Source organism: Candidatus Poriferisocius sp. (assembly GCF_965219815.1).
Lineage (GTDB): Bacteria > Actinomycetota > Acidimicrobiia > Acidimicrobiales > Bin134 > Poriferisocius.
Genome location: NZ_OZ244791.1, coordinates 2,754,837 through 2,773,297, shown reverse-complemented (window position 1 = coordinate 2,773,297; position 18,461 = coordinate 2,754,837). Strand labels below are relative to the sequence as shown.

The 18,461-nt window shown below is 62.0% G+C and carries 18 protein-coding genes; 7 read left to right on the top strand and 11 right to left on the bottom strand.

Annotated elements, in window-relative coordinates; genetic code table 11:
* Positions 1–10 precede the first annotated feature (10 nt).
* Positions 11–1,531: a GMC family oxidoreductase gene (locus ACOQPI_RS13305; protein ID WP_420620106.1), complete on the bottom strand. Its 1,521-nt coding sequence runs from the start codon at positions 1,529–1,531 to the stop codon at positions 11–13.
* 44 nt (positions 1,532–1,575) lie between these two features.
* Between ACOQPI_RS13305 and ACOQPI_RS13300 the strand changes: the two genes are divergently transcribed.
* Entirely contained in the window at positions 1,576–2,445 is an 870-nt protein-coding gene (locus ACOQPI_RS13300) for an SDR family NAD(P)-dependent oxidoreductase (protein ID WP_420620105.1), read from the top strand.
* A 10-nt stretch (positions 2,446–2,455) separates the two neighbouring features.
* Here the strand turns inward: ACOQPI_RS13300 and ACOQPI_RS13295 are convergent, their stop codons facing one another.
* The gene (locus tag ACOQPI_RS13295; protein ID WP_420620104.1) at positions 2,456–3,223 is read right to left on the bottom strand and encodes an enoyl-CoA hydratase family protein; all 768 of its coding nucleotides are present in this window, start codon (positions 3,221–3,223) and stop codon (positions 2,456–2,458) included.
* 96 nt (positions 3,224–3,319) lie between these two features.
* Between ACOQPI_RS13295 and ACOQPI_RS13290 the strand changes: the two genes are divergently transcribed.
* Genes ACOQPI_RS13290 through ACOQPI_RS13280 form a run of 3 tightly spaced genes read left to right on the top strand, consistent with a single transcriptional unit; the run spans position 3,320 to position 5,272 of the window.
* The gene (locus ACOQPI_RS13290; RefSeq protein ID WP_420620103.1) at positions 3,320–4,402 is read left to right on the top strand and encodes an LLM class flavin-dependent oxidoreductase; all 1,083 of its coding nucleotides are present in this window, start codon (positions 3,320–3,322) and stop codon (positions 4,400–4,402) included.
* 13 nt (positions 4,403–4,415) lie between these two features.
* Positions 4,416–4,865 (top strand): hypothetical protein, encoded by a 450-nt coding sequence (locus tag ACOQPI_RS13285; protein ID WP_420620102.1) that lies wholly within the window; start codon positions 4,416–4,418, stop codon positions 4,863–4,865.
* A complete protein-coding gene (locus ACOQPI_RS13280) occupies positions 4,862–5,272 on the top strand; it encodes a MaoC family dehydratase (RefSeq protein ID WP_420620101.1) in 411 nt (136 codons plus the stop codon). Before ACOQPI_RS13285 ends, ACOQPI_RS13280 begins: the two co-directional genes overlap by 4 nt.
* 7 nt (positions 5,273–5,279) lie before the next feature.
* Here the strand turns inward: ACOQPI_RS13280 and ACOQPI_RS13275 are convergent, their stop codons facing one another.
* Positions 5,280–6,143: a metal ABC transporter permease gene (locus ACOQPI_RS13275; RefSeq protein WP_420620100.1), complete on the bottom strand. Its 864-nt coding sequence runs from the start codon at positions 6,141–6,143 to the stop codon at positions 5,280–5,282.
* Between the two features lie 26 nt (positions 6,144–6,169).
* The gene (locus tag ACOQPI_RS13270) at positions 6,170–7,453 is read right to left on the bottom strand and encodes a metal ABC transporter solute-binding protein, Zn/Mn family (RefSeq protein ID WP_420620099.1); all 1,284 of its coding nucleotides are present in this window, start codon (positions 7,451–7,453) and stop codon (positions 6,170–6,172) included.
* Between the two features lie 319 nt (positions 7,454–7,772).
* Here ACOQPI_RS13270 and ACOQPI_RS13265 point away from each other — a divergent pair, with 319 nt between their 5' ends.
* Complete coding sequence (locus tag ACOQPI_RS13265; protein WP_420620098.1) at positions 7,773–8,243, top strand: Fur family transcriptional regulator; 471 nt, start codon at positions 7,773–7,775, stop codon at positions 8,241–8,243.
* Positions 8,244–8,271: 28 nt separating this feature from the next.
* On the top strand, positions 8,272–9,849 hold the full coding sequence (locus ACOQPI_RS13260; RefSeq protein WP_420620097.1) for an acyl-CoA dehydrogenase family protein: 1,578 nt from the start codon (positions 8,272–8,274) through the stop codon (positions 9,847–9,849).
* Here the strand turns inward: ACOQPI_RS13260 and ACOQPI_RS13255 are convergent.
* Genes ACOQPI_RS13255 through ACOQPI_RS13240 form a run of 4 tightly spaced genes read right to left on the bottom strand, consistent with a single transcriptional unit; the run spans position 9,846 to position 14,314 of the window.
* Positions 9,846–10,628, bottom strand: a complete 783-nt coding sequence (locus tag ACOQPI_RS13255; protein ID WP_420620096.1) for a TauD/TfdA dioxygenase family protein — start codon at positions 10,626–10,628, stop codon at positions 9,846–9,848. The two genes, ACOQPI_RS13260 and ACOQPI_RS13255, sit on opposite strands and share 4 nt — an antisense overlap.
* A gap of 12 nt (positions 10,629–10,640) precedes the next feature.
* Entirely contained in the window at positions 10,641–11,903 is a 1,263-nt protein-coding gene (locus ACOQPI_RS13250; RefSeq protein ID WP_420620095.1) for a cytochrome P450, read from the bottom strand.
* Entirely contained in the window at positions 11,903–12,802 is a 900-nt protein-coding gene (locus tag ACOQPI_RS13245; protein WP_420620094.1) for an NAD(P)-dependent oxidoreductase, read from the bottom strand. Before ACOQPI_RS13245 ends, ACOQPI_RS13250 begins: the two co-directional genes overlap by 1 nt.
* Before the next feature lie 39 nt (positions 12,803–12,841).
* Positions 12,842–14,314: a glycoside hydrolase gene (locus tag ACOQPI_RS13240; protein ID WP_420620093.1), complete on the bottom strand. Its 1,473-nt coding sequence runs from the start codon at positions 14,312–14,314 to the stop codon at positions 12,842–12,844.
* A gap of 57 nt (positions 14,315–14,371) precedes the next feature.
* On the opposite strand from ACOQPI_RS13240, the gene ACOQPI_RS13235 reads away from it, so the two are divergent.
* Entirely contained in the window at positions 14,372–15,004 is a 633-nt protein-coding gene (locus tag ACOQPI_RS13235; RefSeq protein ID WP_420620092.1) for a TetR/AcrR family transcriptional regulator, read from the top strand.
* Here ACOQPI_RS13235 and ACOQPI_RS13230 read toward each other — a convergent pair.
* From ACOQPI_RS13230 to ACOQPI_RS13220, 3 genes are read right to left on the bottom strand one after another with little or no spacing between them, the layout of a single operon-like run.
* On the bottom strand, positions 15,001–16,158 hold the full coding sequence (locus tag ACOQPI_RS13230; RefSeq protein WP_420620091.1) for an amidohydrolase family protein: 1,158 nt from the start codon (positions 16,156–16,158) through the stop codon (positions 15,001–15,003). The genes ACOQPI_RS13235 and ACOQPI_RS13230 overlap by 4 nt on opposite strands.
* A 44-nt stretch (positions 16,159–16,202) precedes the next feature.
* Positions 16,203–16,949 (bottom strand): SDR family NAD(P)-dependent oxidoreductase, encoded by a 747-nt coding sequence (locus ACOQPI_RS13225; protein WP_420620090.1) that lies wholly within the window; start codon positions 16,947–16,949, stop codon positions 16,203–16,205.
* Positions 16,950–17,005: 56 nt separating this feature from the next.
* A complete protein-coding gene (locus ACOQPI_RS13220; protein WP_420620089.1) occupies positions 17,006–18,184 on the bottom strand; it encodes a neocarzinostatin apoprotein domain-containing protein in 1,179 nt (392 codons plus the stop codon).
* Positions 18,185–18,461: the final 277 nt, after the last annotated feature.

Genomic DNA, 18,461 nt, shown 5'->3' with positions numbered 1-18,461 from the left:
GATCTCGCTGCTAGATCAGTTCAGCCATCCGCTCTGCTACCGCGATCACATTCAAGTTGGTGTTGGCTCTTGGGGTCTCCGGCATGATTGACGCGTCGCACACCCGGAGCCCTTCGGTCCCCCAAATCCGGCCGTCGGGACCCACCACCGCAGCCGGGTCGTCGGCTGAGCCCATCGCACAAGTGCCTGCGCCGTGGTAGAAGGCCACATGACGGGTGAAGACGTAGGCCAATAGCTCGTCGCGAGTCAGTCGATCGGGCAAAAACAGTGGGCCTCGGGCCACCCTTTGGTACGGGAGCGTCGCCAGTAGCTCCAAGCCCAGCTCGACCGCCTCCACCAGCCGCTCAAGGTCGGGCCTATGAGCCAGAAACGGATAGGTGATGGCTGGCGGGTCAGCCAGATTAGTTGACACCGGGCGCACCGATCCTCGGGCCTCCACCTGCTGGAGCGCCGCGTTAAAGGCGAAGACGGTGTTCAGGCTGCCAGCCTCAACCTGGCGTCGGGGACTGCTGGCGAGATCAATCCTCCCCACGGGGAACAACTGGAGATCGTTGGCGGGTCCCGTCGAGCTGGTGAACCGCAGCAGGGTCTGAATGGTCACATCTTCCGGGGTCACCATCTTCGGTTTGGGTGCGGCAAAAAGATAGATGGCAGGGTGATCGGAGAAGTTGGCCCCTACCCCGGGACGGTCGGCAACCACGTCGATTCCCAAACCAGCCAGCTCAGATGCCGGGCCAATCCCCGATCGCCACAGCAACATCGGCGATTGGACGACCCCAGCGGCCAGGATGACCTCCTGGGCAGGAATGGCTTCTGCCCGGCCGCCACAAACAGCATCCACTCCAACGGCTCGGTTGCCGTTCCACCGCACCGTTAACGCCAGGCAGCCGCCCCTCACCTCAAGGTTGGGCCGTTTCCTGACCTGGGTGGTCAAGTAAACATCAGCAGCGGACACACGCTGCAACCCACGGCGATTACGAGGCAGCGGGCCGACGCCGTTGGAATTGGGAGCGTTGTGATCCGCGGTGTAGTCGAAGCCCGCTGTCTTGCACGACTCATAGAACGCGGCGTGGACGGGGAGCAGCTCAGCCTCGGGGGTGCGCATGATGGGCAGCGGGCCGTCGCGGCCATGCCAGCGCTCCTCACCGTCTGGATCCGACTCCAGTCGTCGGAAACTGTCCAGCATCGCTTCCCACCGCCACTCAGGAAACCCCCAGGCGTCGAAGTCAGCGGGCATTGCCCGTATGGCGATACCGCCATTGACCGCAGAGCTGCCGCCGAGCACTCTTCCTCGGGGGTAGGGCTGAGTTCTGCCTCCGGGAAGACGCACCTCATCGCCCCAGTCATGATCCGGATGCGACGAAACCGTGATGTCGGCCAATGCAGGGGGCAAGTGGATTCCGTGGTCCGGACCGGCCTCGATCAGCAGCACTCGGCACGCCGGATCTTCCGACAACCGGGCGGCCAAGACCGACCCCGCCGAGCCCCCGCCCACGATGACCCTGTCAAACGAACGTTCAGCCTGCACCACTGGCTCACAGTAGCGACCAAACGGGCGACCACTAGGTTGGCTCCATGGGCAAATCTTGTGAGGGACGGGTGGCGCTGATCACCGGAGCGAGTCGAGGCATCGGAGAAGGGGCGGCGCGGCGTCTGGCTGCCGAGGGGGCAGCAGTAGCCGCGGTGGCCCGCACCCGCGCCGACGGCGACCACCGACTGCCCGGCTCATTGGAACGGTTGGTAACCGACATTGCAGAGCTGGGAGGTCGGGCGGTGGGCATCCCAGCTGATCTGTCGGATCCATCGCTGGACCGGTCGAACGTCGTGGCTCAGGCCGAAGAAGCGCTGGGTGGCAAGGTGGATATCCTCATCAACAACGCGGCCCGGGCCTTCTACCAGCCGTTTGCCGAGTTGACTGAGAAGCGATGGCGTATCGCTTACGAGCTGAACGTGTGGGCCCCATGGGATCTGGCCCGACTGGTTCTGCCCGGAATGCGGGAACTGGGCCGGGGAGCAATCGTAAACGTCTCATCAGGAGTAGCCGAGCCTCCGTCGCTGCCTCCCAACCGGGCCAGCGGACCCACCATGACCGGGTGCCTGTACGGATCGACCAAAGCCGCTCTCAACCGCTGGACGGTGGGGTTGGCCGCTGAGACATGGGACGACGGGATCACCGTCAACGCCGTGTCGCCAGAGGCTGCGGTGATGACTCCCGGCGCCGGGGATTACGTGAACCTGCCGCCGGAGAGCCTTGAGCCCATGGAAACCATGTGCGAGGCCATCTTGGCCCTGAGCACGGCCAAGCCCCAAGAACTCACCGGCAGGATTACCTACTCATTGTCTTTGATCTGCGAGCTCAACCGCCCGGTTTGCACCCTTGACGGCACCGAGCTTCACCTCGGCTGGCAGCCCGACGACATCGACCCCAACCGATTGCGCGGATGATCCCGCCTCACTATTGGGCGGCTTTGTTCGACTCCCGCTCGCCTCGGACGAAGGCCTCCCGAGCCTTGTCGCCCTCACCCATGAGGTTCAGCTCGTAGGTAAACCCCTGCTCGAAGCGATAGCTCCGGTGTACGTCCACCGGATCGATCCCGTTGATCGACCACTTTGCCTTGCGGATCACTCCGGGCGGCTTGGACGCGATCACCCCGGCCAGCCTTCGGGCTTCGTCCATGAGCTCATCTCCCGGGACAACGCTGAGCACAGTCCCCCACCGCTGGAGGTCTTCAGCCACCACGGGCTCGCAGCTGTACATCATCCAGCGCATCACCTTTTCGGGAACCAGCCGAGCGGTGTGGGTGGCAGCGCCTAGTGCCCCATTGTCCACCTCGGGCATGGAGAACTTCACTCCTTCTGCGGCCACTACCAAGTCGCAATTCCCCGCGAGGCCGATGCCCAACCCCAGACAAAAGTCCTGGACGGCGGCAATCACAGGGACCGCGCAGTCGTACACCGCCCCGAAGGCCTCATAGCAGGCATCTCCGGTGCCCAAGACCCCCTCAAAGCCCTCCATGGCCTGCATCTCCTTGATGTCCACCCCGGCGTTGAATCCCCGGCCCACCGCGGTGAGGATGGCAACCCGCACGTTGGAGTCGTGCTTGTAGCTGCGGAAGATCTCGGCCAGCCGATAGGTGTCGGCGATGTTGAGGGCGTTCACGGGGGGATTGTCCATGGTGACGACCGCGATGCCCTGCTCATCAATCTCAGTGTGGATAGCCACTGTGCGCTCCTTTGCCTCTCGACTGTCAGCGTAGGCTCGCCACGCCTCAGCTACTACCTTCTAGGCGAAGCAACTTCCCCAGAAAGCGAGTTCATCTTGCGCATCGGCTACCTGATCGACACCAACCACGGGTACTACGACCAGCCCCTGCCCGAACCCGACAATGCGGCCGAAGCCCTCGACGCCATGATTGAAGAAGGCATCCTGGCTGAGCAGTCCGGATTTCACTCCATTCAGGTGCCCGACCGCCATGGCCGCACGGAGTCGTACTTCGGCTCTCCACTGAACCTGTTGATGATCTTGGCCCGAGAGACGAGTCGAGTGGCCATCGGGTCGTATTGCCTGGTCAATACCCTCTACCATCCCATGGAAATTGCTGAGCAGTGCGCCATCATCGACAACATCTCCCGAGGCCGGCTGTACATGACCTGGGGTCGGGGATTCCACGCCGGCTACTGGGGCCAATTCGGCGTTCCACCCGAGCGGATGCTGGGCCGCTACCTGGAGAACGTGGCCATCATCGACAAGGCTCTGCAATCTAAAGGGGAGCGGTTCAGCTGGGAGGGCGACTTCTACCAGGTTAACGACGGCCTGCTGTCTCCCAATTCCTTTCAGCAGCCCCGGTTCCCGTTCTGGGGCGGCGGCCAGCTTCCCGCAGCTATCGAACGGTGCGGGGTCTACGCCGAATCGTGGACCTGTGACGACTTCCCCATCCTCAAGGAGACCTGGGATGTGCAGGCCGGCGCCTACCGGGCCAAAGCCATCGAACACGGCAAAGAACCGTTCATCGTCTTGATGAGAAAGGCCTGGGTGGCCGACACCTTCGAACAGGCCGCCGAGCAATATGGCAACCACTACGTACCCGAGATGAGGTTCTACTGCGAGCAGGGAATCCTGGCCCACCACCCCGAATTCGACTCTCCCGAGAAGATCACCACCGAATCGGCCCGCGAGCACATCGTGGTGGGCTCCCCCGCCCAGTGCCGAGAGCGCTTGGAGCAGTATTACGAAGAGTTGGGCGTGCAGTATTTCACCGTGCAGTTCCGCATGGTCACCGGCCCTTCGTTCGAGGCCACCCGGGAACAGATCCAACGCTTTGGAGAGGAGGTGGTGCAGCCCCTGCACCGCAAGTATCCCGCCCCCGACCATCCGGCCATCCCTGAAGCCTGTCGGTGGTGAACCAATGGCCTCGATGACATTGACTCCAACCACCGACGAACTCGAATCCCTGGTGGGAAGACAGTTTCCTGGCGGAACCTACGCCGTGGAGCCGTGGCGAGTTTGGCTGACCAACGACGTCATCGGCGCGCCACAGCGAACCGACGGCGTCGCCCATCCCATGTTCTGCTATTACGCAGCCATGGCCGGTTTGGGCATCTCCATCGACGAGATGTTCACCCTCTGCTATGCGTCGGCCGACGATGGCCCGATGTTCGGCGAATGCGACATCCAACAGTTACGTCCCTTGGAGATCGGTGCCACCTACACCGTACGGGGAGGGATAACCAGCGCAGTCCGCAAGCAAGGGACGCGCACGGGGACCTTCGACATTGTGGCCTTTCAACTGGAAGTCATTGCCCCCGATGGCGAGGTGTCCTCCATTGTGTCCAATTCCTTTATCTTTCCTAGGAGGCCCCAGTGAGTACGGTCCCTGATCCGTCAGTAGGTGACGAGCTGCCCCGTTTGGTCATCGAGTCGGTTGACGCCGAGAAGATGAAGACGATGGCCGCTTTGCTGGGTGATTCAAACCCCATCCACTGGGACGTTGACACCGTGAGAGAGCTGGGTATGGGCGATCAGCCGGTGAATCAAGGCCCGAACAATCTGGGTTACGTGATGAATATGTTGGGCGGATGGGCCGGAGGTGCCGAGCGCATCCAAAAGATACGTGTGCGCTTTTTGGACAACGTCTTCGCTGGTGACCGGCTGGAGGCCGGTGGCACTGTCGCCGCAATCGGTGACGATGGCGCCGTCGAATGCGAAGTATGGCTGGCAAGAGACGGCACACACCCGGTACTGGCTGGAACAGCCTCCCTGATCTTGGAGTGAGACCGGACTAGGCGGCCAGTCTCACGTTGTAGTTGCCGGAAAGCGACCGGATCAGCAAGGCAAACAAGAACAGGACGACAGTGCCTAGCACCATGGTGGCGCCAGCCGCAGTGTCGTGGTGATAGCTGATGAGCAAGCCGACTACCACGGAGGCGGCGCCGATGATGACCGCGGCGATCATGATGGCCGGAATACGGCGGACCAACATGGCCGCAGTGGATGGCGGTGCCACCAAGAAGGCAAAGACCAGCAAGTTCCCCACTGCCTGAAACGAGGCCACGATAGAAATGGCCAAAAGCGCCAGTAGAGCGGCGTGGGCCAGGCGGGGTCGAAGCCCCATCAGCCGAGCCTGGACCTCATCGAAGGTCATTACCAGGAAGGCACGGTGAAAGAGTATGACCCCTAACAGTGCGATTCCGGCGATGATCAGCTGGCGAAGAAGGTCGCTGTCGGTGACGCCGGTAATGGAGCCGAACAAAAACCGGCTGAGATCACCGGAGTAAGCCCCCGAGCTGCTGGACATGATCACCACTGCCAAAGCCAGGAACCCCACATAGAGCAAAACAATCGAGCTGTCGTCAGGTAGCGGTGAATGGTTGCGGATCAAATTGACGCCGGAAATCATGACTAGCGCGGCGACCAGCGCACCCAACGTTGGATCGCCCCCGACGATGAAGGCGATGGCCAAGCCGGGCAGCACCCCATGGGCTAATGCCTCGCCGAAGAAACTCATCCCCCGAAGCACCACCCAAGTTCCGATGGGTGAGGTGGCCAGCACCGCCAGCAGCCCCGACCACAGGGCCTTTCGCATGAAGACGTTGTCGATGAAGGGCTCGATCCACCAGTCGAAAGGACTGGTCAGAAACTCCACTCGCCCAACTTAGTTAATCGGATAGATCAACCGAGCCCTTCGACGATCACCTGGGCATTGGTGCGAATGAAACCGATGTAGGTGCCAGCGCTGCCATCAGGGGGACCTAGTGATCCGGTGTTCAAGGAAAGCACCTTTACGCCAGCTGCTCGGCCGAGGGCCTCGGCATCATCGGAGCTGTGCGTCGTTTCCGAGAAGATGGCGGCCACACCGGTGTCTTCGATCAGATGAACCAGTTCCTGAAGTCCCGCAGGGTTGGCCTCGGCCAGGGTGGAGCCACTCGGAATGACGGTCCCTATCAGTTGGAACCCGTACCGATCAGCGAAGTAGCCGAGGGCATCGTGATTGGTGACTAACAGGCGATCCTCAGGATGCAGCGGGGCCAAGATCTCATCGATTTCGTCGTCCACAGCAATCAGCTCGCTGCGATAAGTCGCAACGCACTCATCCAGGGCCCCAGCATCTAGGCCCGCGTTCGTGGCCAGAGCTTGGCTGAGCGCGGGCAGCGCATCGGCAACCCGAATGGGATCAAACCACACGTGGGGGTCGGCACCGCCGTGGGCGTGGCCGTGGCCGTCATCTTCGGCATGCCCATGGCCGTCGTCCTCGTCGTGGTCATCCTCGTGATCGTCCTCATCATGGCCGTCGTCCTCGTCGTGGTCATCCTCGTGATCGTCCTCATCATGGCCGTCGTCCTCGTCGTGGTCATCCTCATGATCGTCCTCATCATGGCCGTCGTCCTCGTCGTGGTCATCCTCATGATCGTCCTCATCATGGCCGTCGTCCTCGTCGTGGTCATCCTCATGATCGTCCTCATCATGGCCATGCTCGTCGTCGTGGTCATCCTCATGATCGTCCTCATCATGGCCATGCTCGTCGTCGTGGTCATCGTGGCCCATTTGCACCGTCGTCGAACCGTATTCGATAGTCGAGACGTGGTCTGCCATGTGGAATACCGGCGTCCCGGCTTGCTCCACCGCTTCGAGAGTGTCCACGAGCCCTTCTTCTAGATGGAGACCGTTGGCCACAACTAGCGGGGCGTCTTCCATCAGACCCCGGGCTTGCAGCGAAGGCTGGTAGGCATGGGGGTCTCCTCCGGTCGGTATGAGGGTGACCACGTCGGCTAGTCCATCGCAGACCACGTTCGCCACCACGTCACCCCATATCGATGTGGTGACCACTACTGTCGGGACGCCATCGGACTCAGCCGCGTCATCGTCGTTCCCACACCCCCACGCAACCAATGCCAGCGCGGCCAGCAAAAGCACCGCACGAAAGCCAATTCGTCTTGAATTGATAATGAGTCCCATTCCTGCAAACCTATTCTTGGGTAAGCACCAATGCCAAGCAGAACTCTCAAGAGGCGCTTCGGCGGAACAGGAAGACCATGGCGGCTGTAGTTCACGCGCTGTACATCATCGGCCAGCTCGTTGCGATCATGGGGGTGGTATTCGCCCTCCCCTTGGTGATGTGCGAATGCTGCCGGTACTGGTGGAGATGCCGGTGCGCCCGCCGTGAGCAGTGCTCAGCGCCTATTGCTGCATCGACTGGGCCCACGTCCTCCCCGACGGGCTGTTCATTGAGCGCGTCGATTTCATCGGATGTAAGCACCTAAAATACAGAACACAAATGACTGGGCAACCACTACCGGACTCCGATGACAGAAACTCTCTTTCCGAGCTGCACACCCAAATCAGCAACAAGCTGGCCCAGCAAGACCACCGATACACCAGGGGTCGAAAGCAACTGGTAGAGGTCTTGGCTCAAGCCGGGCAACCCATGACGTTGCCCGACATTGTGGCAGCAGATCCCAAGATCGCTCGGAGCTCCGCTTACCGCAACCTGGACGTGCTGGTTCGCTGCGGTTCCATCCGGCGAATCAACTCCGGGGGTGAATACGCCCACTTTGAATTGGCCGAACCACTGCTCGGCCACCACCACCACCTCATCTGCATCAGCTGTGGCAGCATTGAAGATGTCCATCTTGACGGTGATATCGAACACTTGGTGGACAAGAGCCTGACCGAGATCGCAGACCGAACCGGGTTCACTCCTACCCATCACAGCCTCGACCTTCACGGGCACTGCGCGCATTGCTGAACTGTTTGCCGAGCCTTCGCCTCGGACTATGCGGCTGACCGAACTCCGGCTACGTCCAGAGCTGCTCCCATGGCGCGATGAGGTTAGGGAGTTTCTGAACACAGAGATGGGGTCCGAGAAGGTTGCTGGCCATATCGACCCGACTGATCTGACAGGACTCAATCGGGATTTCGAGCGGCGTCATCAGCAGGAGGCCGCCCGGCGGGGCATGCTGGCCATCTCATTGCCCGCGGCCGATGGTGGCCAGGGACGGTCTCGGGCCTGGAAGCACGTGTACGACCTGGAGGCCGCCTTCCACGGTGCACCCTCCATCGACACCGGTGTGACGCTGTGCGGGTTCGTACTCTCTCGCTTCGGAACCCGAGCCCAGAAGGCTCGTTGGCTGGCACCCATGGTCTCCGGTGAGATGTTGGGGGCTATCGCCTATAGCGAGGCCGGGGCTGGCAACAACCTGGCGGCCATCTCCGCAACGGGGGTCCGAGACTCCGGCGGGTGGGTGCTGTCGGGAACCAAGTCACACGTGACGGGGGCCCACAAGGCCGACGTAGCTGTGGTGTTGGCCGTTACTGACCCCAAGAAGAGCGCTCGCTCTTCGATGACCATGTTCTTGGTTCCCTTGGATACTTCCGGAGTCGAGGTAGAGCGAAAGCCCACCATCAATCGCTGGACTCTCGGCGAAATCGACCTTCGCCAGGTGCGAATCGATGACGATTGCGTGCTGGGCGAAGTTGGCGAGGGATGGTCGCAAGTGATGGCGGCGGTGGCCGCGGAACGAGGCTCCTTGGCCCACTACGGATGGGCGGAACAGTGGTTGCAACGACTGCCAACGGGAGTTGCCCGGCTGGAGCGGGCCAGGCTGCACGCGGCCGCGGCCCGAGTCCGGGCCTTCGGCCAGAGACTGATCGAGTACGAGGAGTCCGGCCAGCCTGTTGGCTATGAGGCGTCAGTGGTGAAGGTGACGTCCACCGAGCTTCTCCAGGACATCGCCCGCATGGCCCGATTGGGAGCGGGGCAGGACGAAACCGAATGGACTCCGATGTTTGAGGACGGCCCGTCGTATGCCTATGACGCTTTAGAGGCCATTCACCCCACCGTGTCGGTCGGCGCGAACGAGACCCACCGGGACATGATTGCGGCCGACCTGTTGAGCCGCGACCTGACTGTGGCCGCTCCCCCGGCCGCGACGTTCGATAACCCTGTTCTCTCCACCTGTGCCGAGCAGGCAGCGCAGGCCCGCCGAGTCTTGGCCCTGACTGCTCAGCACGCTCTCCAGCGCCCGTTGTACGGGAAGCAGGTGGGAGACCTACAGGTGGCCCGTCATCGCTTTGTGGACATGGCTATCGCGGTTGAGGCCATGGAGCTGACCACTGCGGAGGCCGCCCTCGTCCCCTCCGGGCCACAACGCGACTACCTGGTGTCAGCGGCCAAGGTGACTGGGAACGAGTGCCTGCTGGATGTGATGGCCGGTGCCCATCAGTTGCACGGGGCCGACGGCTACTACGAGGACCACTATCTCGCGCCGCTCACCCGTCGAGCCTGGGCCATCCAGACTGAGGGGGGAAGCACCGTCGAACATCTGGAGCAGCTGGCTCGCCTCACCGACTAGACGAGGGCGCTCCCGGCAATGGTGACCCGGTGGAGCACACGCTCCTCACCGGCCACATCCCCGACAACAGCGTGCTGAGTCAAGCGGTTGTCCCAGATCACCAGGTCGCCGCTGCACCACCGATGTCGATACGTGTTCTCATAGCGCCCGATCACTCCGTAGAGGTGTTCCAGGAGAGGGCGGCTCTCTTCAAGGGTCCACCTATCGATTCGAGTCACGTAGTTGCCGTTGACGAACAATGCCTCGGCTCCGGTGTCAGGATGGACCCTCACCATCGGGTGCACGGCAACCACCGCCTCGTGGTCCAAGCCGGCGTCGGCAGCCAGGCTGGTGCCCTCATGGACCGCGGAGAGGGAGCGGAGCAACTCCTGGAGACCGGGTGACAGCGACTCGAACGCCCTGGTTGCACTGGCAAACATCGTGTCACCACCCACCTCGGGCAAAACCCTGGCCAGCAGCAAAGTGTAGGCATGGGGCTCGCGCATGTGGGTCGAGTCGGAGTGCCAGGTCTGGGTGATGGGGTTCGGGTCGTAGATCTTCATGATCCCCGGGTACCCCTCGATCGACGGGACATAGGGGTGGATGGAGACCTCCCCCCACTTGGCGGCAAAGGCCAGCTGGTCTTCAGGGGTCATCGCTTCCTGGCCGCGGATGCAGATGACGCCGTTCCCGTGAAGGGCATCGCGCACCGACGCGAATTCGGTGTCGAAGATCTCACTGGTCAGATCCAACCCGAGCACCTCCGCGCCGAGGGCACCTGCCAGCTGCCGGATCTCCATAGTCGATGAACTCTAATCAGTGGCCGTATGGCCAACGGCGAGGTCGATGAACTCGATGGGCAGCGTCTTGAGCCCGCTCAATCGGTTGGTGCGGGTCCATGTGGCCTCACCGACGATCTCGATATCGGTCCAGCGATCCAAGATCGTGTTGAGCATCACATCGATCTCGAGCCGGGCCAGATTGGCGCCCAGGCAGAAATGGGGGCCGTGACCAAAGCCCATATGGTTGTTAGGACTTCGGTCGATGCGGAAATCAAACGGATCATCGAACACTGCATCGTCCCGATTGGCCGACATCTCCCACACCACGACCTTCTCTCCCGCCTGGATGTTCTGGCCACCCAGCACCGTGTCCTGTGTGGCCGTGCGCCGCTTGTAGACCGACGGTGTCGTCCACCGGACGATCTCTTCGATCGCCGTGCCCATGAGGGACCGATCGGCGGTGAGGCGAATCAACTGCTCCGGCGACTTCACCAACTCCCACAAGCCCCCGGCGATGGCCTTCCGAGTGGTCTCCGATCCGGCGGTGAACAGCAGCGACCAGAACATTGCCACTTCGTCGCTGTCCAGCCGGGAAGGATCCTGGTCGGGGAGCTCGCCGTGGATGACCACCGAAAGCAGGTCGTCTCCCGGGTTCTCGATGCGCTCTTGGATGAGGCGCTGGCCGTATAAGAACATGTTGACACCGGCCTCACTGGGCTCGCTGGACATCTCCTCTTGAGTAAGGGTCTCAGAGGTGATGTCCACCCACTCGCACAGCATGCGTCGATCCTCGTTGGGCACGCCCAGCAGCATGCAAATGGCCTGAAGCGGAAGCTCCGCGGCCACATCGACAACGAGGTCGCAGGCGCCCCGCTTGCCGAGAGCGGGGGCCACGCTGTCGAGGATCTGGCGAGATCTGGTCTCCAGGTCATCGCGGATCCGACCGATCATCTTGGGAGTGAATCCCTTGTTCACCAACTGTCGGATCCGCTGGTGGCGCGGGTCGTCCATCATGTTCAGGAGCTTCCCGCTCATCTCCATGTCGTTGATGGTTGTACCGCCGTAAGGGCGATCCCCTCCGGTGTGGCTGGAGTAGATCTTGGGGCTGCGAAACACCTCAACTACCAGCTCATGGGTACTCACACACCAAAAGCCCTCGCCGTCTGGGGTGCGATCGGTGGGCTCGTGCCACCACACCGGAGCCTGTTCCCGCAGCTGGATGAAAGCCTCATGGGGGAACCCGTGGACAAATGTCTGATAGCTGCTGAGATCGGGAATGTCCAGCGCTGCCATCAGTCCTCCTGGGGCGGCACCGGAACAGTGAAACCAGCCTCGTGTTCGAGCGCTTCGAGCGCCCCAATGAAGAACTTATCCCCCAGCCCCAACTGCACGGCCTGTTCCAACACCCCGTGGGCAGCCCTCGTCAACGGGAGGGGTGTATCGATCTGCTCTGATGACTCGAGCGCCAAGCGCAGATCCTTCTCGGCCAAGGACAGATCGTAGGTTGAGTCATCCCATTGGCGGTTCACGATCATCTCAGAGAGCAGCATGTAGAAGCCTGCCGAGCTTCCCCGGAGCACGTCCAAGAACCTGGGCATGTCGAGACCGGCTTTGGCGGCCATGAGGTACCCCTCTGCAAACACTTGGGTACCGACAAGGAACACCTGGTTGTTGATCAGCTTTATCAGCGTGCCGGTGCCTGATGGACCGAGCCATTGGGTTTCCTCATTTCCGAAGCACAGCAGCACGTCTTTGACTCGGCCGAAGGCTGTTTCGTCGCCGGAGGGCATGAGGGTGAGGGTTCCAGCTTCCGCCCCCACGCTGCCTCCTGATACCGGACAGTCGATGTAGTCGACTCCGGCAGCAGCGCAAGCTTTGAAGAGATCTTCAGTGACACCTGCACTATTGGTAGAGAGGTCGACGACCACCGATGCCGGCGACGCAGTCGAGAGGATCCCGTCTTCGCCGGTCACCACGGCGCACGACGCCTCCGGTGAGGGCAGCGACAGCAGGACGGCCTCGGAGGCCTCCGCGACCCCCGCGGGATGGGCAGCCTCTTGTGCGCCGGCATCGACCAAACGCTGTTGGGCATCGTGGTCAAGGTCGGCCACGGTCAGCTCGTTTCCCGCGGCCAAGACATGGCGGGCACATGGTCCGCCGATGTTCCCCAGTCCGATGAATCCGATTCTCATGCGCAGCTCTCCTGGGGTCAGGGTACCCGTCACGCGGCCCTATCGGATCAGCTTGCTGATCGAGTCGTCGAGGCCGCCAGGTCGGCTGGAAAGCAGCCATGCGGCGCGCTGGGCTTGCGCGGCTTCGTCGATTTCGCCGGCGACTGGTGCATCGATCCCCAAGCCGTGCTTCGCGCCGAGCCGCCGCAGGCCGAGTTCGGCAAAGCGACAGGCCGATTTCATCTCTGCCGCTATCACTGCACCCCGCGGGCCGCTGATCGTTCGGGAGAAACGCTCATTGGCCTCCGCGAGGGTCTCCATCCCCCGAGCGAATCCCTCTGGGTCTGGTTCTCCGAATCCTGGGATTCCGGACGCGAACAACGGCGTGAAGATGGGGCTGGAGTTGGGAGACACCATTCCCAACTCCTCGCCGATTCGGCCGAGGCGGTCGATCAGCGCTCCCACTCCCCTCTCGCAGCCCAATACCTCGTCGATGCGCTCAGCCACCAGTGCGTCGTCATCGACAGGTTCTCCTGTGGCGGCCGCGCCACCCCGCACCATGGACGGGAGCGACACCGACAGGGGTTGGAAGTGCCCATTGTCGCCCCAGTCGGTCAGCAGGAACCCGGGTGACTCATGAGCTCCGCCAATCGCGGCAGCGTCGGCGATGTTGGCAGCCGCGTTGAGGTTTCGACCGATAAAGGTGTTCCAGCTGCCGGTTCCTGGAGCCACCCAGAACGGCATTCCAGCTTCTATGAAGAGACGAGCGTGGGATTGAAAGCCCAGATGGGGATCCTCTGGAAGCACGAGACGATCGCGAAGGTCGGGCGGGAGCATGGCCTCCCACCCTCCTTCGGATGGAGCCTCATAGTTCCAGACAACCGGCACCGCTCCGTCGGGAATCCTGTCCAGCAAGGAGGGGTCCCGGCGGAACTGATCGGCCCAGAACATCACTTGGTAGCCGTCGCCAACCAGAGGCTCGATGATCCGGGTCAGATGCTCGATATACACGGTTTCCCGGCCCCGCGCGGCCACGTCCGGCGCGGAAACGCCTTCCCCCAATTCGAATGGCTCGTCACCACCAATATGGATGCGGCTGCTGCGGACAGCCCCACCTAATTCCCGAGCCAGGGCAACGCCAAACGCGGCATTCTGTGCCGTGGGAGCCAGGCACCCCGGCCGCATAGTGCCAGGGCCGAAAAGGGCGGGCGCTCCATCGGGGCACTCAGCTAGACCTCGATAGCGCTCGTGGGCCAACCATCGCTCCATATGGCCGAAACAGTTCATGTTCCCGACGAGGTCGATGCCGCGGGCCTGGCAAACACGATCAAGCCACCGCAGTTCTTCCGCAGTCAAGGGTGATGCCCCCTCCCACACTTCACGATGTCCGGAATAGGCGAATGTGTGCTCGACATAGAGTTGGAGCTCGTTGAATCCGAGCTCCGCTAAGACCTCTACCAGCCACTCCAGGGTCTCCTGGGTCGGTACTCGGTCCCTCGAGACATCCAACATGTAAGCCCGTCGTTCGAACATCAGTACACCAAAACCACCATGTGACACATCGCTTCTACGCAGTGTAGGGTGGCCCAAATGGGTGCCTCCAGCAAGCTCAGAAAATACCGCTCCGACCACGAAGATCTGAACACTCAAAGCCGTTCAGCGATCATCGAAGCGGGACAGGTGTTGTTCTTGGAGCAAGGAATCGCCTCCACGACGATGGGGGAGATCGCCGAGCAGGCCGGAGTGAGCCGGGTTACCGTGTACCGCCACTTCCCCGAGTGCGGCGCAATTGCCCTCGAGGTGTATAGCCGAATGCTCGAATCGGTCCTTGAGGCGGTCAGAGCAGAGGTTCCCGCTGGAGTCAGCGGCCTTGACGCAGCCCGCCACTGTCTCAATGCCCTTTTCGCGGTGTATCCCGCCCAGGAGTCAGCATTTCGCTTTTGCGCGGCATACAGCTCCTACCATGCCATTGAGGAACGCTCCGACGAACTGGCAGAGTGGTACGACGCTCGCGAGTTCCAAGGACTACCCGAGGCTTGCGGCCAGTTCTTCGGCGCCCAACTCGACCAGGAGACGGCTGGCCGTCTGATGGCGCTCACCGATGCCGCTGTCAGCGGACTGTGCAGCCTGGCAGTAGCCGGATCTCCACAGAACCGAACGAATGTCGAGGTTCGGCTCCGCCATCTCCAAGAGATGATCTTGGGACACCTCGAGCATCTCTAGTCTTCGGGTCCCTCGATTCGGTAGAGGGCGGCTGCGTTCTCCCACAGCAGCTTGCGGCGGACTTCCTCGGAATGGCCGGCGAGCGAGGCCTCGATCCGCTCCCGCACATTCCCATAGAGACAAGTCGGGTGGGGGAAGTCGGTCTCGAACAACACGTTGTCGACGCCGATCTTGTCGAGCAGCCGCTGCGGTGCAGTCTCCTCGAACCAGTAACAGGCGTACACCTGGCGGCGGAAGTACTCGCTGGGCATCATCTCGAAGTTGGCGGCCTGCTCAAGTCCGCCGCATTCATTGAAGGAGTGGTCGACAGCCTCGAGCACAAAGGGGATGAATCCGATGCCGCTCTCCACCGACACGAACTTGAGGTCGGGGTAGCGAGGAAGTACGCCGGACCCCAGCAGATCGGTGAGCTGGATGCCGTTCTTGAGGAACATCTCCAGAGACGCGTAGGCGTAGGTGGAAGGCTTGCCGTGGGCTGCCATCCGCTCTGGAGTGAACCCGGTGGTGGTGTCACCGCTGCCGATATGGAAGCTGATAGGAAGGCCGGCCTCCTGGGCCACCGACCACAGTGGATCCCAGTGGGGGTCACCGAGGAGGGGCAGTCCGAACCGCTGCGGCTCGCCAGTGAACAGGACCGCGCGGTGGCCGAGCTCGGCGCACCGGGCGACCTCCGCCACGGTGTCATCGATGTCCCAGAAGGGGGTCGAGATGACGGCCACGAATCGCCGCGGATCGGGAGATATCCAGTCGAGCTGGAAGTTGTTGTAAGCCTGAACACAGGCCAGCATCAGCTCGCGGTCCTTCAGCTTGAGGAAGTGCTGGGCGCCGAATCCCCCGACATTGGGATAGAGCACCTGAGCCCAGATTCCCTGCTCATCCATGAGCTTCAGCCGCTCACTGGAGTCGTAGGCCGCGGGATGGATTTCTTCGAACACAGATGGGCCGGCGGGAAAGGGCTCCGGCCAACCAGCCACCGCGGTCATGCCCACCGACGAGAACACCTCGCCTCCCACGAACCAGTGATCTTTGCCCTCTTCGGTGCGCTCCACTCTGGGTACGCGGTCTTTCAACTTGGCGGGAACCCGAGAAACGAAGGTGTCAGGGGGCTCGGTGACATGGGTGTCGACGTCGATGACGAGCTCAGTGGTGGACATCCCCCAAGTCTGCCCCACCGATGTCGGGCAGAGGTACTTGACCTCTATTTCGTGATGCGGGCCATGCCGCCATCTATCACCACGGTCTGGCCGTTCATGAAGCTTGATTCCTCCGAGCACAGGTACAGCAGCAAACCGACAAGGTCTTCGGGATGACCGGGTCGTCTGACGGTTTGGCGGGCCAGCAGCCTCTGCACTTGCTCCTCGGGAAGCTTGGCGGTCATCACGCCCGGAGCGATGCCGTTGACCCTGATGTTGTCACTCGAGAATTCATCGGCCAGCACCTTCGTCACGCCGTTGAGCGCGAGTTTCGAAACCGTGTAGGCCCCGGCATCGATCAATGCGCCGTTCGAAGACTGGTTGACGACGACACCTCCACCCCGACTGCGCATTGACTCAGCACAGGCCTTGGCGCACATGATCGGGGCAACGGTATTCACGGCCAGGATCTCCATCCATTCATCGGCGGAGAGGATCAACGCCTCGCTCCACTTCCCCCGAGCCAGCCCGGCGTTGTTGACCAGGATGTCGACGCCGCCGAATGCATCGTCGGCAGTCTTCACCATTGCGTTGATGTCTTCGTCAGATGTCACGTCACAGCAGACTCCGATGGCCTGGGCCCCGGTTGAGGCGATGCTCTCGGCGGTGCGAACTGCTGCTTCGCCATCGATATCAGAGACGACCACCGCGGCACCCTCTGAGGCCAGCGCCCGGGCGTACACAACCCCCAGCCCTCCGACACCGGCGCCGCCCGCACCGGTGACTATCGCAACTTTGCCTTCAAGTCTCATACAACCCCCTCTTGCGCGCCTGAAATCCTATGGCCGCAGTCGATCAGAGTTCGGAGTTATGGGGCAAAGCTGAGGGGGATTCGGATAGTGGCCTCGGGTTCTTGGAGGCCCGAGTCGTTGACCGCGATTACGCAGTCGTCGACAGTGGCATCACAGATACCGCTGCCTACCGCGCCAACGATGACCGCCAACTCCACCGAGCCCTCGCCAGTGGGATTGGGATGCAAGATCCTGGCGTTGGTGAAGTCGCAGGCCCCCGAACCCTCAGTACCGCCCTGGGAGCATTGGAGGATGTTCACGGTTTGCTCGGGGAGGAAGCCACTCCACGTGACCACCACGGTTTGACCGTCGACTAGCCCAGTTGTCGGCTCGGCCGATGCTTGACGGCTGAGCTCGGGAACCTTGAATTCAACCCTCAAGCCGGAATCGGCTTCGGCTGCGAACACCAATTCGGCTTCGGGAGATGAGCGGGGCTGTTGCAAGCGGTTGGCGGCCTCTTCATCTCCGGCGAAAGCCACGGCCAAAAAGTCCAAGATGGTGGTGACAACATCGTCGAAGAGATTGCTGGTTTGACCTAGCCAAGAACCGTGATCCGCGCCTTCTAGGGTCAAGAGGCCCTTTATCGTCGAGATGTCATTGAACAGCTTCGGAGAGGTCGCATAGAGGATCAAGGGGTCCTTGGTGCCGTGGATTATCAAGATGGGCGGAGTGGCGGCGAAGTCGTATTCACCCTCAAACGGGGCCGGCGGACCCGCCATGGCCACCACCGCGTCTACCCGCTCGTCGCGGCAACAACTGTTGGCGCTGATTCCCAGCACGGTGATCGCCCCGTTGGAATGCCCTATTGCCGCGACTTGGCTGTTGTCCACCGTGCCCGCCAACGGCCATTGGGGATCGGCGGCCCGTTCGACAACGGTGTCGATCAGAAAGCTCAGGTCCCCCGGTTGAGAACCGGTATCGCCCGCGTCGGGGCCACCAGGATTGAAACGCGAGCTGCGGGGGAACTCGGGGGCGATAACCACGTATCCCCCTGAAGCCACCGCAGCCAGAATCTCCCCGTATCCCTCCGGAAAACCGCCCAGCCCGTGGGCGAACAGCACCAGCGGATGGGGGCCACCGGCCGGCGAAGCGCTCTCGACCGGAGCGGACGCGCCATCAACCGCGGCCGGATATACGATCAGGGTCCGAAGCGTCCGGCTATCCCTACCGGGATCGTCTCCGCTCGGCGGTGTCACACGCTCATAATCGGTGTACACCTCTTCGATGTAGCCAACCCCAGAGGCAACGGGGTCGGGCTCACTTGTGGCAGCTTCAACAGGTACCGAGGGAACGTCTACGGCTGGGGTTCCAGCCGGGCCATCACCAGTCGGTTCAACCGGAGTCGCCTCCAACGAAGGAGTTGGCTGCGTGGCGGCGTCGGGCTGCCGGGCATCGTTCGGAGCCTCATCCGATTGATCCGCAGATGATCCGCATGCCATCAGCAAAGCTGCAACCAGAGCGACAACGCTGATA